The organism is Kribbella sp. NPDC000426, assembly GCF_040300265.1.
Taxonomy (GTDB): Bacteria; Actinomycetota; Actinomycetes; order Propionibacteriales; family Kribbellaceae; genus Kribbella.
This window is the reverse complement of record NZ_JBEPDK010000001.1, coordinates 1,422,668-1,438,976: the sequence shown is the minus strand read 5'-3', so window position 1 is coordinate 1,438,976 and position 16,309 is coordinate 1,422,668. Positions and strand designations below refer to the sequence as shown.

15 protein-coding genes are annotated in these 16,309 nt (G+C 64.3%); 7 read left to right on the top strand and 8 right to left on the bottom strand.

Annotation, left to right across the window (positions count from 1 at the left end):
- Position 1: 1 nt before the first annotated feature.
- The 3 genes from ABT313_RS06970 to ABT313_RS06960 are packed head-to-tail and all read right to left on the bottom strand — an operon-like array spanning position 2 to position 3,002.
- Positions 2–1,504: a tripartite tricarboxylate transporter permease gene (locus ABT313_RS06970; RefSeq protein ID WP_350849520.1), complete on the bottom strand. Its 1,503-nt coding sequence runs from the start codon at positions 1,502–1,504 to the stop codon at positions 2–4.
- Entirely contained in the window at positions 1,504–2,007 is a 504-nt protein-coding gene (locus ABT313_RS06965; RefSeq protein WP_350849518.1) for a tripartite tricarboxylate transporter TctB family protein, read from the bottom strand. Before ABT313_RS06965 ends, ABT313_RS06970 begins: the two co-directional genes overlap by 1 nt.
- A complete protein-coding gene (locus ABT313_RS06960) occupies positions 2,004–3,002 on the bottom strand; it encodes a Bug family tripartite tricarboxylate transporter substrate binding protein (RefSeq protein ID WP_350849516.1) in 999 nt (332 codons plus the stop codon). Before ABT313_RS06960 ends, ABT313_RS06965 begins: the two co-directional genes overlap by 4 nt.
- Before the next feature lie 180 nt (positions 3,003–3,182).
- Here ABT313_RS06960 and ABT313_RS06955 point away from each other — a divergent pair, with 180 nt between their 5' ends.
- The 3 genes from ABT313_RS06955 to ABT313_RS06945 all read left to right on the top strand — a co-directional run bounded on the left by ABT313_RS06955 (position 3,183) and on the right by ABT313_RS06945 (position 6,751).
- Positions 3,183–4,835 (top strand): sensor histidine kinase, encoded by a 1,653-nt coding sequence (locus tag ABT313_RS06955; RefSeq protein ID WP_350849514.1) that lies wholly within the window; start codon positions 3,183–3,185, stop codon positions 4,833–4,835.
- Complete coding sequence (locus tag ABT313_RS06950) at positions 4,832–5,497, top strand: response regulator (protein WP_350849512.1); 666 nt, start codon at positions 4,832–4,834, stop codon at positions 5,495–5,497. Before ABT313_RS06955 ends, ABT313_RS06950 begins: the two co-directional genes overlap by 4 nt.
- Positions 5,498–6,415: 918 nt before the next feature.
- Complete coding sequence (locus ABT313_RS06945; RefSeq protein ID WP_350849510.1) at positions 6,416–6,751, top strand: hypothetical protein; 336 nt, start codon at positions 6,416–6,418, stop codon at positions 6,749–6,751.
- 39 nt (positions 6,752–6,790) lie between these two features.
- Here ABT313_RS06945 and ABT313_RS06940 read toward each other — a convergent pair whose 3' ends face one another.
- From ABT313_RS06940 to ABT313_RS06920, 5 genes are all read right to left on the bottom strand, one after another.
- Positions 6,791–7,663 carry a hypothetical protein gene (locus ABT313_RS06940; RefSeq protein ID WP_350849508.1) on the bottom strand — a complete coding sequence of 291 codons (873 nt, stop codon included), beginning with the start codon at positions 7,661–7,663 and terminating at the stop codon, positions 6,791–6,793.
- A 117-nt stretch (positions 7,664–7,780) separates the two neighbouring features.
- Complete coding sequence (locus tag ABT313_RS06935) at positions 7,781–8,854, bottom strand: UvrD-helicase domain-containing protein (protein ID WP_350849506.1); 1,074 nt, start codon at positions 8,852–8,854, stop codon at positions 7,781–7,783.
- Positions 8,847–10,448 (bottom strand): ATP-dependent nuclease, encoded by a 1,602-nt coding sequence (locus ABT313_RS06930; protein ID WP_350849504.1) that lies wholly within the window; start codon positions 10,446–10,448, stop codon positions 8,847–8,849. Before ABT313_RS06930 ends, ABT313_RS06935 begins: the two co-directional genes overlap by 8 nt.
- A gap of 203 nt (positions 10,449–10,651) precedes the next feature.
- On the bottom strand, positions 10,652–11,104 hold the full coding sequence (locus tag ABT313_RS06925) for a GNAT family N-acetyltransferase (RefSeq protein ID WP_350849502.1): 453 nt from the start codon (positions 11,102–11,104) through the stop codon (positions 10,652–10,654).
- A 135-nt stretch (positions 11,105–11,239) separates the two neighbouring features.
- On the bottom strand, positions 11,240–12,562 hold the full coding sequence (locus ABT313_RS06920) for a helix-turn-helix domain-containing protein (RefSeq protein ID WP_350849500.1): 1,323 nt from the start codon (positions 12,560–12,562) through the stop codon (positions 11,240–11,242).
- Positions 12,563–12,794: 232 nt separating this feature from the next.
- Between ABT313_RS06920 and ABT313_RS06915 the strand changes: the two genes are divergently transcribed.
- The 4 genes from ABT313_RS06915 to tgmC all read left to right on the top strand — a co-directional run bounded on the left by ABT313_RS06915 (position 12,795) and on the right by tgmC (position 16,248).
- On the top strand, positions 12,795–12,992 hold the full coding sequence (locus tag ABT313_RS06915; RefSeq protein ID WP_350849499.1) for a hypothetical protein: 198 nt from the start codon (positions 12,795–12,797) through the stop codon (positions 12,990–12,992).
- A gap of 753 nt (positions 12,993–13,745) precedes the next feature.
- Positions 13,746–14,015 (top strand): putative ATP-grasp-modified RiPP, encoded by a 270-nt coding sequence (tgmA, locus tag ABT313_RS06910; protein ID WP_350849497.1) that lies wholly within the window; start codon positions 13,746–13,748, stop codon positions 14,013–14,015.
- Positions 14,015–14,992 (top strand): ATP-grasp ribosomal peptide maturase, encoded by a 978-nt coding sequence (gene tgmB / locus ABT313_RS06905; protein WP_350849495.1) that lies wholly within the window; start codon positions 14,015–14,017, stop codon positions 14,990–14,992. Before tgmA ends, tgmB begins: the two co-directional genes overlap by 1 nt.
- A complete protein-coding gene (gene tgmC / locus ABT313_RS06900) occupies positions 14,989–16,248 on the top strand; it encodes an ATP-grasp peptide maturase system methyltransferase (protein ID WP_350849493.1) in 1,260 nt (419 codons plus the stop codon). The genes tgmB and tgmC overlap by 4 nt, the downstream gene beginning before the upstream one ends.
- The last annotated feature ends 61 nt before the right edge of the window (positions 16,249–16,309 follow it).

Here is a 16,309-nt window from a genome sequence, read left to right as displayed (position 1 = left end):
CCTACTGTCCGCCGGAATATACGACATCTTTCGTCATGATTTTCCGGCGGAGTTTGACGATCAGCGGCCAGGCGATCATCAGCAGGATCGCCGCGTAGATGACGTACGCGACCGGTCCGCCGACCAGCCCGGACACATCGCCGTTCGACAACTGCAGGGCCATCCGCGCCTGCCGTTCGGCGATCGGACCGAGGATCACGCCGATGATCAGCGGCAGCACCGGCAGACCGAACCGGCGCATCCCGAAACCGAGCAGCCCGAGCAGCAGAAGCAGCAGCAGGTCCAGCGGCTGCGCGTTCACGGCGTACGCACCCATCGAGGCGAAGAAGATGATCCCGGCGTACAAGTATGGCCGCGGGATCTGCAGCAGCTTCGCCCAGGCCGGCGCCAGCGGCAGGTTGAGAAGCAGCAGCATCAGGTTGCCGATGAACAGGCTGGCGATCAGCGCCCAGACCAGCCGCGGTTCGCGCTGGAACAGCAGCGGCCCGGGCTGGATGCCGTACGACGTGAACGCGGCCAGCATCACCGCCGCGGTCGCATTCGTCGGCAGGCCGAGCGCGAGCATCGGTACGAGCGTCCCGGCGGCCGACGCGTTGTTCGCGGCTTCCGGCCCGGCGACGCCCTCGATCGCGCCGTGCCCGAACTCCTCCGGATGCTTGGACAGCTTCTTCTCGGTCGCGTACGACAGGAACGTCGGGATCTCCGCACCGCCGGCCGGCAACGCACCGATCGGGAACCCGTACGCCGTACCGCGCAGCCACGGCTTCCACGAACGACGCCAGTCCGACTTGCCCATCCACGGCCGGCCGACCGGAATCACCGTGCCCGGGTTCCGCCGCAGATGGGCCGCGACCCACAACGCCTCGCCGACCGCGAAGATGCCAACGGCAACCACCACGACATCGATGCCGTCGGCAAGCTGCGGTACGCCGAACGTCAGCCGCTGCTGGCCGGTGACCTTGTCGATCCCGACCAGCCCGATCACCAGCCCGAGCAGCAGCGCCGCGAACCCGCGGATCCGCGACGATCCGAGCACCGAGGTCGCACCGGCGAACGCGAGCAACATGATCGCCAGGTAGTCCGGCGCACCCAGACTGATCGCGAACTTCACCACCTGCGGCGCGACCAGCACGAGCAGCAGCGTCCCGATCGTGCCGGCCACGAACGACCCGATCGCAGCGGTCGCCAACGCCTGCGCGGCCCGGCCGGCGCGGGCCATCTTGTTGCCCTCGATCGCCGTCACCACCGATGACGACTCGCCCGGCGTGTTCAACAGGATCGACGTGGTCGAGCCGCCGTACATGCCGCCGTAGAAGATGCCGGCGAACATGATGAACGCCTGCACCGGCTCGAGACCGTAGGTGATCGGCAGCAGCAGCGCGACCGTCATCGCCGGCCCGATGCCGGGCAGCACGCCGACCGCCGTACCGACGGTGACGCCGAGCAGCGCGAGCAGCAGATTGATCGGTGTCAGGACATCTGCGAATCCCTGCAGGAGGTCCATCACAAGATCCCTTGCAGTACGCCGGCCGGCAGGTTGACGCCCAGCCCGATCGCGAACGCGTAGAACGTGATCAGCGCCAGCGCGACGGCGATGAACAGGTTGCGGATGTGATGCCGGCTGCCGAGCGCGAACGCGGATCCCCAGAACAGCAGGGTCCCGCTGATCACCCAGCCCAGCGGCTCGATCAGCGCCAGGTTGACCACGAACGCGGCGATCAGCGTGAGCACGGTGCGCCAGTCGACGGCGGACGTCACGTCGACGTCCTCGCCCTCCTCGGCCTCACCGGTCCCGCCGCGAGCCACGTCCACGGCGTACAGGGCGGCGACGACGAGCAGCAGCACGCCGAGCACGATCGGCACCGGCTTCGGGCCGATCGGATCGTTGCTATTGGCAATGTGCCGGAGCCGGGCAGCGTCGACGATCACCAGGACGCCGACCACCGCCAGGAATCCGCACACTCCGTACTGCGCACGATCCGGCCGCCTGGTCGCGGCCTCCGTCATGCTGCCAGTCCCAGCTTCGTGAGGATGTCGGCGACCGCCTTGTCCTGGTCGGTGAGGAACTTGCCGAACTCGTCGCCGGTCACGAACGCGTCGGTCCAGCCGTGCTTCTCGAGCTCGGACTTCCACTCCGCGGAGTCGTGCATCTTGGTCAGCGCGTCGATCCAGACCTTCTTGTCCGCGTCGCTGATCCCCGGCGGCGCGACGATGCCGCGCCAGTTCGTGAACACCAGATCGATACCGGACCCCTTCAGCGTCGGCACGTCCTTCAGCGCCTCGATCGGCTGCTCACTCGTCACCGCGAGTACCCGCACCTGACCGCTCTGGACCTGGTCGAGGAACTCGCCGAATCCGCTGGCCCCGAAGGCGATCTTGCTCCCGAGCAGCGCGGGCAGCAGTTCGCCGCCGCCGTCGTAGGAGACGAAGTTGACGTCCTTCGGCTCGATACCGACCGCTTGCGCGAGCTGCATCGGCAACAGGTGGTCCGGTCCGCCCGGCGACGAGCCGCCGCCGACCGCCATCCCCTTCGGGTTCGCCTTCCAGGCCGTGACCAGGTCGCCGATCGTCTTGTACGGCGAGTTCTTCGGTACGACGATCGCGCCGGCCTCCTCGATCATCTTCGCGATCGGGGTGGTCTGGGTGAGCGTCGCCTTCGACTTCGAGGTGTACGTCGCGCCGACCACGCCGAGCCCCATCTGCATGGCGAGCTTGCCGTTGCCCTTCTCGTTCACGACCCGCTGCAGGCCGACCGTGCCGCCGGCGCCGGGCAGGTTGAACACCTGGACACCGGTCGCGATCTTGGCGTCCTCCATCACCTTCGCGGCGACCCGGGCGGTGGTGTCGTACCCGCCGCCGGCCGCGTTCGGCACCATCAGCCGCAGCCCGGTGGCGGGCTTGCCGCTGTCGGCGTTCGAGTCGGATTTGTCGGCGGTCGCGCCGCAGGCGGTCGCGCCGACCAGCGCGAGCACTGCTGTCGTGACCCAGAGCATCGGCCTCATGGCGGTGTCCTTTTCGATGGGGATCAGGTGGCGACGATCGTGGACCTCCGGCGGGTACGGCGTCTGCGTTGTGGCCGCATCGGTGGTTGAGTTCATTGTGGTCACAGGCGGAATCTGGGTGAAGTGTGGAACTGCGGCACCGCAACGGCGATCATGCGGCAGGACCTACAGGAGGTGACGATGGCCGTCAGGCTCGGAAGACGACCGACTTTGGCCGGGCAGCTGCTGGTGCTGCAGCTGGCCATCGTCGTGGTCGTGCTCGTTGCCGTTGCCGCGGTCTCGCTGGCCCAGTCCGCCGCCACGTTCAACCGGGTCGAAGGGCGCCGGGTGACAGCGCTGGCCGAGCAGCTGTCCGGGAGCCAGACGCTGCGGTTCGGCATCCGCCATCCCGCGCCGGCGGAGGTCCTCGCACCGTTGCTCCAGACAACGTGGACGCAGTCCGGCATCACCTCGATCACGGTCGCCGACGCGCAGGGCCGCATCATCGCGGCCACCAACCCGACCACGATCGGCAGCTCGTTGCCCCTCGGCGACGAGTGGGTGGCACAAGGCCGTGGGTGGTCCGGCGAGCTGCGGCTCGGAGACGGGAAAGAGCTGGTCTCACAGGTCCCCGTGCTCAGTCAGGGCACGGATTCGAACGGGCGTCCGGACGGGACGCTCGGCGATCAGATCGGCACCGTGATGGTCGGCGAGCGCGCGCCGTCGATCTGGCAACGCCTGCGCGGCGCATCGTCGTACCTGGCGATCTATCTCGGGATCGCCTGCGTGCTCGGGCTGCTCGGGTCGTGGTTGCTGGCCCGCCGGATCAAGCGGCAGACGCTCGGGCTCGAACCGCGCGAGATCGCCGGTCTTGCCGAGCACCGGGAGGCGATGCTGTACGGGCTGGCAGAGGGAGTCGTTGCCTTGGACCCCCATCTGCGAGTCACGCTGGTGAACGACGTCGGCCGCCGGCTGCTCGACCTCCCCGCGAACGCGGTCGGTCGCAGTCTGGACGATCTCGGCGTCGAGGGCCGGTTGCGCGAAGTACTCGCCGGTGACGACGAGGCGCGCGACGCGGTCGTCGTACGGCGTGGGCGGGTGCTGGTGATGAACCGGATGGAGGTGACCAAGGACGGGCGGTCGCTCGGGTCGGTGACGACGCTGCGCGACCGGACCGAGCTGGCGCAGCTGGAGCGCGAGCTGGGGTCTTTCCGCTCGTCCGCCGAGCTGCTGCGGGCGCAGACGCACGAGTTCGCGAACCAGCTGCACACGATCTCGGGCCTGATCCAGATCGGGGAGTACGACGAGGTTGTCACGTACGTCGGTGCGCTCAACCGCTATCGTGAATCGCTCGACCTGACCGTGACCCGGCGGGTCCACGACACCGCGGTCGCCGCCCTGCTGATGGCGAAGTCCTCGCTCGCGGCCGAACGCCGCGTCGAGCTCCGCGTGTCCGAACGGACCACGCTGCTCCGGCTCGACCCCGCGCTGTCGGCCGACGTCGCGACCGTGGTCGGCAACCTCGTCGACAACGCGATCGACGCCGCGGCCCAGTCCGGTACGCCGCTGTCGCCCGCGTGGGTCGAGGTCGAACTGCGACAGGACGCGACCAGTGTGGAGATCGTGGTCCGCGACTCCGGTCCGGGCGTGGCGCCCGAGCTGGCGCAGGAGGTGTTCGCGCACGGCTTCACCACCAAGGCCGCGGCCGAGGGCGAACGCGGGATCGGTCTCGCGATGACCCGGCTGATCTGCCGCCGTCGCGGCGGCGAGGTCGCGGTCACCAACAACGCCGACGGCGGCGCCGCGTTCGTCGCCCGGATGTCCGCCCAGCGCACGCCCGAGGGAGCCCGATGATCACGGTCCTCGTCGTCGACGACGACTTCATGGTCGCCCGCATCCACCGCGGATTCGTGGACCGCGTGGACGGCTTCGAAGTCGTCGGTACGGCGAACTCCGGCGACCAGGCGGTCGCGGCGCTGTCGTCGCTTCGTCCTGATCTGGTGCTGCTCGATCTCTATCTGCCCGACGTGTTCGGCATCGAGCTGATCGCGCGCCTGCGCGCCGTACGGCCTGATGTGGACATCCTCGTCATCACCGCGGCCCGCGAGGCCGACGCGGTGCGGGGCGCAGTACGGCAGGGGGTCGTCAACTACCTGCTGAAACCCTTCGGTTTCGAGGATCTGCGGGCGCGCCTGCAGGAGTACGCGCGCCGCCGGGCCAGCGTCCCCGACCAGGTCACGTCCCAGGCCGACGTGGACCGGGTTCTTGCGCCGGCCCGCCCAACCGTCAACCGCCTGCCGAAGGGCCTCAGCCAGGAGACGACCGACCTGGTCACCGCCGCCCTCCGCACCACCCCCGAAAACCTCTCCGCCGCCGAATGCGCCGAAAAAGTAGGCATCTCCCGCGTCAGCGCCCGCCGCTACCTCGAATTCCTCTGCACCCAAGGCCAAGCCCAAGTAACCCTCCGCTACGGCACCACCGGCCGCCCCGAACGCCGCTACCACTGGAGATCCTGAAGTACTGCGTCTGCAGGAAATAGGAAGGGGTACTGCGTCTGCCCCCGCGTGCTACGCGGGAGCTTCCTTCGTCGCTACGCTCCTCAGCGCCCCCGCTACGCCCGACTACCCACCCACCCCCCGGCTCATCGCCGGTGCATCCCTTCCGGCTGCCGCCGGAACCTTCCGGGCTATCGCCGGGAGTGGCGGGCTGCCGCCCGCGGGTTGCTCGCTGCGCTCGCAGCGAAAGCCCGCGCGACCGTCACCATGACACAGCCCCCGGTCGAAAGCACTGGCCACGAGCCGCCGCGCCCTGCCGGCCACCCCGCCCCGACAACGTCCCACCCCACTAGCCCCCCGAACGGTCATCAGGCCAACGGGAAACGCCATCAATGGTCACGCAGCACAACGCACCCAGCGTCCACGCCGACCTCAACGCCGAACTCCTCGACACCAGGCCATCCCACCGCCTTCCAGAGATCGATGCTGTCCTCGGTCACGTCCCAGGACGACGGTCACGAACTTGTTGGTGGCGCAGGGTGTGACGCTGCGGGCAGCGCGGCCTGGCCGAGGCTGAGTTGTGCGTGCTCAGGATCTTTATGAATCTGGATGGACGCTGGCACAGGTTGGCCGCGAACTGGGACAGCTACCTGAGACCGTCCGCAATGCACTGCTGCGAGTCGGCGTGCAGATGCGAAGGCCGCACAAGTTGGCGACTGAGGAGATCGCGGAGTGCGCACGCCTATACGGGCAGGGGCAGTTGACGGTGCAGTTGGGTCAACGGTTTGGAGTCGATGATCGCACGGTGGCACAGGCACTACGAGAGGCTGGGATCAAGTTTCGCTCGGCTGGTCTAGCGGGACGCCAGCGGATCTAGGGAACCAAACTTAAGACTCTATTGTCTAAGCAACTCCGAAGCCCCAGGAGACAGAGATTCAAGTGACCGTTCTACTCGCGATCATCTTCGTGACCGCCGCCGCAGCCGAGGTCGCCGGACTCGGCCTCATCGTCCTAGATGTTCGCGAGAGCAGGCGCCGCTGGGACTCGTTCGAGGAGAGCACCAACCAAGAGGCTGAACTCATGGAACAGAACCTCGTATACCGGCTCGACAACCTGTATACGCGGTACGGCTTCACCGGCAACCAGGTGCTGAGAAGCATGTGGGTCACCGAGTCGCTTGTAACTATCAACCGTCGTCGCCAGAACCTTGCGATCGCTTTGCTAGGCGTCGGTATCGGCCTCGGACTTCTTGGCAACCTCCTGGGCCTGGGCTGATAGTTCACCGCCATCCAGGCGAGAGCAAGATTCTATGTGCTAGCCACAAGCTTTGAAGTCATCCGGGTCTGCCTTACTCAACGGAGGCGGAAGTCCTGGCCCAGCTTCCGACAAGCTCGAAATGTAGTACTGCTCAGCTTCACCACCGACAATCTTATAGTCTCCCGTGTCAGGATGCACGAGTGTTGTATGGCTCGCGCCGTTCACCAAATACGTAATAGCGATGTCAAACTCGAAATACTGATCACAAGCAGATACGTCAATCGTGACCTCGGCCGGATCTTCCTGAGAGACTGTGAACGTCTTCCCAAGTGGATTGTTCTTCACTTCGGGTGCAGGCTTGCCTTCGCTGTCATTCAGGACGCCGAGATCCTTTAGGTCACGCGGGCCAGGCTTTACAGATTTATCAAGATTCAACTCAAACATGCGGATCGGGATGTCGCCGCAACCACCAGAGGCGTCCGTCAGTGCCCAGCTTGGTCTCTGCGGTTTCGCAAGATGCACATTCGCATTGATGTCCGTCACCGCGACTATGTCTTTAGTGCGACTCGAAAGCACCAACTCGATGCTGCCTTCTCGATACGGATAGCCAACTCCAGTGTCTAGGATTGAGGAGGTGTCCGGGCTGCCGTATGAGAAGGTGCTTGGCGGCGCAGCCTTCCCGGCCGGTGCCATAGGTACCGGAGAGCAGTCGTTATATGGCCACTGCCTCGCAACAACCAGAACGTCGCCTCCCAATTTCTCGTCGATCTTGTCGAGCAGAGCAGGGAGGTATCGATCACGAACTGGGTCCACAATCGCACCAGCTATAAAGCTGATCACCGTCGTGATTGCGAGAAAAACCGAGCCGAATCGTTTGCGCTTTTCGGGCTCCTCAACGGATGACTTCACTTTCTTTTGCTTCTTACTCACATGCCCCCCATTCAACGGCTCCCAGTGGGCGGGCCGCCGAGCCGCAACTACCCCGACAGTCCGCCCCGAGCAGACCAACCCCCATGGGATCGCTACGCCAAATTCCGCGGCGTGGCGCTAAGACGGCTTCCAGATTTCTAAGCCGGACGCCTCGACGTCAGCGAGGACGAACGCCACGCTGTGCCGAGCACGAGTGACGGCAACGTACAGACCGCACGCCGTTCCATCGGCCAAGCTTGTTCCCTGAGCAATGAACTTGGCGACGGTGCTCGGAGGAAAGATCATGACGTGGTCGGTCGTCAGGCCCTTCACCTTCCCGAAGTTCATGAAGGGCAGATCAACGTCCGCTGCCGTCTTGACCGTGTCACGAATGCACATCGGGTCGAATGCCGCGACGTAGGCGCCGACGTCCTCGAACCGGACGGCGAACACTCCAGTGTGGTCAGCTTCAGACTCGTGCATCGATACCGTCGGCTCGAAGCCATACTTGGCGATGATGGTGTCCGAGAACGTGGCGATGATCTGGTTTGACCGCCACGTCGTACTCAGATGATCGATATGGAGTCGGCCCGCATCCCGCTGCTGCTCAAACCAGTCCACCATCTTCAAGCCTCGGAACTGCCTGAGGTTCTGGTCCCTCGCATTCGTGTCATACACCGACTGGCGGATGTCCCCAACCATGTAGACATCAATATCCGATTCGAGCAGTGCTTGGACGATGTGCAGATCACATCCGGTGAGATCTTGGACCTCGTCGATGTAGATCTCGTCGTACAGCCGGGACAGTCGGTCGATGACGGCACCGCCGCTGATCTTCGAGACCTCGTGCGCGAGCTTCGAGAGGTACAACTTGTATGCGTTGTCGTCGCTGTCGAGATACCGCGGTGCGCCTGTTGCGAACCTGCCTCTGGCTGGCTCCCCCTCGAAGTTGAGCCCTCGAAGTTTGTGGCCAGGGAACAGCAACGGCAGATACGGCCGGATCCAGTGCCGCATCAGGAACGCGTACCACCCAAGCACCTCAGGGGCTTGTCCGGCTGTGCAGGCGCGCTGAAGTCGACCTTCAAGCTCGGCTTGACCAGTCAAGGTGTAGGTCAGAGTCAGGATTCGCCGCCCCGCGGGAGCGCCGGCGCAAGCGTCAACTATCGACTGAGTCTTGCGAGCGCCCGCAACAGCCAGCGTCACTCTATTCATGAGTGAAGTTGACTGCATCGATGAAGTACTCCGGGAAGGTTAGCTCCGACTCCGTCTCAGCAAGGCGCAGAGCACCTTCCGTCTTGTGCGAGCTCATCCATTCCTCGGTGGTGAGGGCGCCGTCGTAGCCGAGCATCGCGCGAATCTCGGGCTCGCCGTTGACCTCGATCATCTGTGGTTCCAGCGTCTTTCCGTGTGCCGGGTCGCCGATGAACAACTGTCGTACGCCGTCCTCAAGAAACTCCGCGTACATGTCATTCCAGTGATCTGCCGGCTTGCCATCGTTGTCTCTCAGCACCGCTACCTTACGCTTCAGGGCTGCGCACAATTGAAGGCTACGCTTCAGCGCGACCCCTCGCATGGAGATCACGTCCACGCCCATCTCCATGGGTGCCGCGCCATGCCGGTCGGAGAACGCGCGCTCGAAGAGCATCTCGTCGGACGGCCCCTCAACGAGAACGACGTTGTCGGCGAGCACCAGGCGCAAGGTGTCATATCCGGATAGACGTTGGAAGTAGCGCACCGTGTCGGCCGGCAATTCGGAGAACTCGGCACACTTGCCGCGATAGAGCAGTACAAGCTTGTCCAGGCCGAGGCGGTTCAGCACGAAGGAGCTGTGCGTCGTCAGGAAGACCTGCCGATCGCCAGCGAGATTTTCTATGCGGCTGATCAGTCGGGTCAAGCTCGTATGAGACAGATGATTCTCAGGTTCCTCAATGAGGACGAAGGTCGTCTTGTCGGCCGTGCGGTTCATGGCTAGCGCGACCTTCACGGCGGCCTGCTGACCTTGGCCCGCCATCGCGAAGGGAATCTCCTCAACTTGCGGCACGATGCCGGCTTCCCATGACGCGTTCGATGACTGGTCTACCTGGAGCCCAAGGTGCCGGTCATGAAATAGCGCCGAGTCTGCGGCGATCCGCTTGTTGGCCTCGCCAAGCGCTTCCTCGGTGATCGTGTGGCGAGCGTTTCGGTGTGCTACCGCGATCGCCGCCGCCTCCTTTGGCTCGACATAACCGACCAGCATCTCGCGGGTGTGGTAGTCAACACCCGAAGTCGACCGGATCGTGTGGCTATCGATGACAGACACCCCCAGGCCAGGATGACGACGCTTCATCGGACCATCGGCGAAGTCACGCCAGATCACGTCGTAGTACTCCACGGGTAAGATATCGGGGCGCTCGTCGTTATCTATGTACTCTTGAAACTCGACGTCGAATGTCGCGCTCGGCTTGATGTGGATCTGCACTCCAGGACAGTCCTCAAGCAGCGAGTTGTGAACGCCACGGAGCGCCTGCACGTCGGCGGCTTTCTTCTCGAAGTACAGCTCGATGAGAATCTCCGGCGGCGCGCCTGGCGTGTCGGTCTTGAGCGAGTCGAAGTACTCGTGAACAACTGTCCGATTGAACCAGAACGGGTTTAGTTCCTCCCCGATACGCCGACCGTTGACGCGACCCGTCAGCGCCATGCCGACTGCCTCCATCAGCGTGGATTTTCCAGCCTCGTTGTCACCAACAAGAATATTCATCCCCGCCTTTGGGCGGAAATCTAGCTCCTCAAAGAGCCGATAACCCTTGATCACAATACGCTCGATCATGCAACGCCCCCATTTATCGCATAAATTCTTACAGGGACGTGAGTAATCACCGAGCCGTTGGCGCCACCTTGAATCGCAATCGATCCCAAGGCGGCTTCCCCCCAGCAGCGCGGCCGCGCCCTAGCGGAACACTATGCAGGCGGTCACCCTGCGTGCAAGGCCTTCGTCGCAGATTGTGAGCATCGTGTGCTTGTCGTGACCGTCTACCTGTCAGTCAGCCTCAGGACCAGCCGATCGAAGATCGGCGAATCGGGGAAGGGCTGCTTCTCACCGAGTTGCACCCAACCCCATGAGCGGTACGCCGTTTGTGCAGGCACGTTGTCCTTACGCACCAGCAGCTCGGCGACAGCCTCGGATCGCCCTTCTAGCAGCATGTCGTGCACTCGACGGCCGACGCCCTTCCGCTGATGCTCCGGGTGCGTCGCGAATTCGCGGAACATGTACATCGGGACCGACTCAGTTGGAAGATCCCACTCCGGGTAGGTCGAGTGAACGTCGTCCCAGATCGGCCCGTGCTGGTCTCGCGGACTCCCGAAGGCGTAGCTGACGACGGTGCCGGCGATCCGCGCGGCGACCAGCTCGAAATCGCGGCCGGGTAGGTACAGCTCAACCAGGCGTTCCCAGAACTGGTCTGGGTGGAACCACGGATCGTGCATCTGATCATCGTGCGATGCGGCGTACACCGGCAAGATGTCATCCCGCAGTTTCACTGTGGAGTTTGCGTCGTATCGCTCGATGGCTAGCTGGTCGAGGCCGCTCATACCGCACTGACAACCCTTCTCGAAGTCGAATCAACCTGCGCTGAGTTCAAGACACTCACGGAACTCGACCACGGCCGGTTTCGAGGCTTGGAGCGTTGGTACAGCACCGAGCACTTCCTTGGCCAGGGCAACGATCGGCCGGATCTGATCCCTGCTGGGAAGGCTTTGAAGTGCGGCCGATGCGTGCTCCACTCCTGCGGCAACGTCGCCGGTGTTGACCATCCAGAGCGCACGCTGCAGTTCAATCTGCGCTGGGCCGCGTCGGTAGGTCGTGGGATAGGCCTTGATCGCCCGGTCCTGGGCCGCGGTCGCTTCGCGAGCATCTCCGAGGTAGGTGAAAACGTAGCTCTCGGTGAAGCGAAGCCGATCCTCCGGCCACCCGTAGATCGAGTCCCGGTTGTCGATTGTCTCGGGCGGCAGACTGTCATAGATGGATCGCACTTCATGTAGCGCCGCTTCGGCTTCTGCGCGACGGCCAGCCAACGCGAACGTCTGGGCTTTGCCGGACATCAGTTCGGCACGATCGGTGGGGGTGGAACCGTTCGCGAACGACTCCGCCTGCTCGATCATCTGCAGGATGGCCGCAGCCGGCCGAGCCTCATACAGGCCGCGGACAACCTCACGACCGCGAATCCACATGATCGTGCTGGGATCGCCAGACTCTTCGGCGAGATTGCGAGCAGTGCGCCACCAGCGGCGCGCCTGGCGGACGTCGCCCACGTTGGCGATGGTCATGGCCATCAAGGAGGCGAGCGTCGCGCCGTACTGGCGAAGCTCGTTCATCGGCGTCGACCGACTACCGCGCTCGATCGCAACTTGTAGGCCGAGCATGTCGACCATCAGGGACTGCAAGAGTTCCTGTGGGGGCAGACTGATATAGCTGTAGCCGTACTCCCACACGATCTCGCGCCACTCATCCGCAGCGGTATCAGCCCTCTCCTCGGCGAGACTGAGTGCCAAGCCATGGCGAGTCGCTTCAAGCGCAAGACCTGGTGCAATCGCACTAAGTGAGGTGGCACTTCCTAGGCCCAGGAATTGGCGGCGATCCAGCATGTCAGCGTCTCCTTCGGCTGCCAGCAGTTGTACCGCCAGAGCGGTGTAACTGCGCGCATCCAATAAGGGCGGCTCGTTGCTCGGAGGCGCTAGCAACTCCGACAGCGCACGAAGCTCACCTTCGGCCTCTAACACCCTATCCAGATGATCTGCCATATCTGGGCGAGGGGCGCGTACGCCGCGTTCGAGGTCGGAGATCTGCGACTTGCTGTAGTGAGCGAGATTCGCCAACCCACGCAGAGATAACTCACGCTTGGTACGCCAGAACCGCAACCCGGCGCCGAACGTTTCCCCGCGCATTGGCCGATTCCTCTCTGGGCGTCCATGTGTCCATGGACACTCCCCGGACACTCTGCATCTTCCACGACACGAATCGTGACGGCAAGGTGAGACATAGTTTCACTGTCCGTGATCGGCGACCCGCAGGGGGATCAGACCGAATGAACGTCTACAGCTGGATCTTGATCATCGGTACCGCCATCGTCGCGGCCCTGATGGTCCGCGACATCGCGCGGGACGTGCGAGGCGAATGATGACTGCCACTCCGCTTCCGCGCCCCACTGATCGGCGCGTTCGTGTCTGGTTCGGCGAGCACGTGATCGCGGAGTACACCGCCGAGCCTGCGAAGGCGATTCGCTATCAGGCGGCCATGACACGCCGCTTCTACAGCTTGCGAGTGACGATCGAGCCGGCCATTCCAGCGGTGAATCAAGATGCTGCCGACTCGTGAACGGCCAGCACCGCCGCGGATGGTGGTCCCGAGCGTGGGATCGGCTAGTCGCAGCCTTCCGCCGCTGGATGGAAGAAGAGCGATGACCGACTACACGAGGCCGCTTCTCGCTGGCTACGCCAGGCGGGATCTCTATCTGACCGACGCACAGGTCGACCAGCTCAAACAGGAACTCACCGAATTCGCCGAGGTCGAGGGCTTTGCGATGGGTTCGGTGTATGTCGAAGGTCGTGACACGGCGCCCGCCGCTTTCGACGCCTTGATGACTTCCGTGAACCGCTACGAACCCACTGCCGTCGTCATACCCGATTGGCGACACCTCGCGCTGGTTGGCCACCCGCAGCGTGTGAAACAAGAGTTCGAGCGCGGCACGGGAGCACGTTTCATGGTGCGGGGTCCATCTCATGATCCGGCAGGTCCAGCGGGGAGTCGTCGTCCTCAGCCTCTCGCGTGCAGTGGATCGCTGCGCACCCGTTGGTCCTGCCTTGACTGGTCCCCGGTCGAGTCTTCCTCTCCCCTGTGGAGGGCTCGACCGGGCGCCCACAAGCCGGCTGGCGCGGAGCGTGAGGCGAGTCCGTCCTGCGCCAGCCGTTCCAGACCTCCGAGGCGCATGACGTGCCTTGGGGATGTCCCGCCGCTCGTCGCCTTGCCCACACCGGCGAGGAGCGGCGTGTGGGCCAATGCACCATCACGCTCCGCATCAGCGTGGATGCGCAGCGATACTGAGAACAGCCCGATTGAGGAGTGATGTTGATGAGCGAAAGCGCAGTCAGGCCGTGGGGCCTCAGCCGAGCCAGCGAGTTCGCGGACACGGCGCCGCTGGGTTACACCACGGTTGAGGTCGACCCGGCAACGCAGCTGGGCCGGTTCACGGATTTGGATGGCGGGGTGGTCGACCCGATGATGGCCTCGCCCAAGCACGGATCGGGAACCACCACCAACCCGCGCACCGCCACCGGCCAAGACGGCGGCGGCGGTCCGGCTCCCGACAGCGACAACGGGTACGACGGCGATCGCGACTAATGTCTCCTACCCCCACGCGTCAGCCGGTCGTCCTTGTCGTCACTGGGACCGACGACGTCACGGCAGATGCCGTCATCGCTGAATTGAATCGGCGTGGACGCTGCGAGGTCGCCCGGGTCAACCCGGGCGACTTCCCGCGCGACGTCAACATGTCTGCCTCACTCGACCCAGAATCGGGGCGATGGGTCGGGCCGCTCATCACCCCGAGCCGGCAATTCGACCTCACGGATGTGACCTCGGTGTACTGGCGCCGTCCGACGCCGAGCACCTTCCCAGGACTGGACGAGGAAGCAGCCGAGTTCGCCAAGGTTCAAGCACGCGAAGGGTTTGGCGGCGTGCTGTCTGCCCTGCCGAACGCTCGCTACTTCAACCACCCGCACCGCAATTGGGCCGCCGAGTACAAGCCGAGTCAGCTCAGCGTGGCCGCCGAACTCGGCTTCACGGTGCCGCCGACGCTCATCACAGCGAACCTGGCCGCGGCACGGGCCTTCGCCGACAAACATGCCCCGATCATCTACAAACCGCTTCGAGTCACGGCGATCACGCGCGACGGGCGACCGCAGGCCATCTGGACGCAACGCGTCGAGCCCGATGAACTCGACGACTCGATCGCCGGCACGGCTCACCTCTTCCAAGCCGAGGTAGTCGGCAAGGTCGCCGACCTGCGAGTCACCGTCGTTGGTGACGAGGTGTTCTGCGTCCGCATCGAGTCCTCGGTTGAACGGCTGGACTGGCGATCGGACTACGACACACTCTCCTATGAAGCCGTCGATCCCTCAGCCCAGTTGGTCGAGCAGATGCAGCACTATCTGAAGCGATTTGGCCTCAAGTTTGGTTGCTTCGACTTCACTGTCGACTCCCACGACGTGCCGTACTTTCTGGAGTGCAACCCAAACGGGCAATGGGCCTGGATGGAACCGTCAACTGGGCTCCCGATGACAGCCGCCTTCGCGAACGTGCTGGAAGGAAACTTGTGACCCCCGACCACCCCACCTGGCACGCGGCGGAGCTGCGCAAACAACTCGCCGAGGACCTGGCCAGGGCCGGCCATGTGCGCTCGGCAGAGTGGCGAGCGGCTGTCGAGAGCGTGCCGCGGCAAGAGTTCATCCCGGAGTTCTTCGCCAAGATCGATCGGATCGACGGGCCAACGCTGTGGGACCCGATCTCAGCTGAGCGATCTGGAGATGATCGCTGGCTGGAAGTGGTCTACGAGGACATCTCGCACGTCACCCAGCTAGACGGCAAGACAACGGCGGCCGACGTAGTCGAGGCGGTGGACGGCAATCCCACGTCATCGTCGACCATGCCGAGTCTGGTGGTCCAGATGTGGGAAGACCTCGAGGTCGTCGACGGCAACCGTGTACTGGAGATCGGCACGGGCACGGGGTACTCGACCGCACTTGGGTGTCACCGGCTCGGAGAAGACAACATCACGTCAGTCGAGGTCGATCCTCAAGTGGCAGCGCGAGCTGGGCGAGCTCTCGGCCGCGCCGGCTACCGTCCGCACCTGGTCGTCGGCGACGGCGAGGCGGGATCACCAGACCGAGCGCCATACGACCGGATCATCGCGACGTGCTCCTTCCGATATGTGCCGAGCGCGTGGCTTGAGCAGTCCAAGCCGGGCACGATCATCCTCGTCACGCTGTCGGGATGGATTGGCGGCACGGGGCTCGTCAAGCTGACCGTGACCGGCGACCGGACAGCCGAAGGGCAGTTCCTGCCGGGGTACGTCAGTTTTATGTCCGCCCGAGCGCACAACCCGGAGCCTGCCATCATTCCCAACCTCTCCGAAGGTTCGGGCTCGCGCGAGACCGAACTCGGGCCAGAGGTTTTAACAGCTTACGGACCCGCCCAGCTCGTCGCCCAGCTCGCTGTACCAGAAGCACAGCACATCAACTTTGGCCCTGGCGGCGATCTGCCGGAACACCTGCTGGTGCAACCGGACGAATCGTATGCAGCACTTTCAGGCACCGCGGCAAACTGGACCGTCGAGCAAGGCGGGCCGCATCGGCTCTGGGATCAAGTAGAGACTGCTCTCGCGGGCTGGCGCCAGGCCGGCGAACCAGACATCGAGACCTTCCACGTCACCGTCAAACCGGGTGAGCAACAGGTGCAGATCCCGGGTGGGCCAAGCTGGCGACTGCCGTCCGGCGGCGAGACCGGTAGCCAATCAGGACTCGGCCGGCTACAAGTCACGCCCCACACAGACCGCTGCCCTGGGACGGATGGCTAGCGCTGCACAGGTACGGATTACTAGCTGCGACCTCTGGAATGCTGACGTCCTCGATGATCCC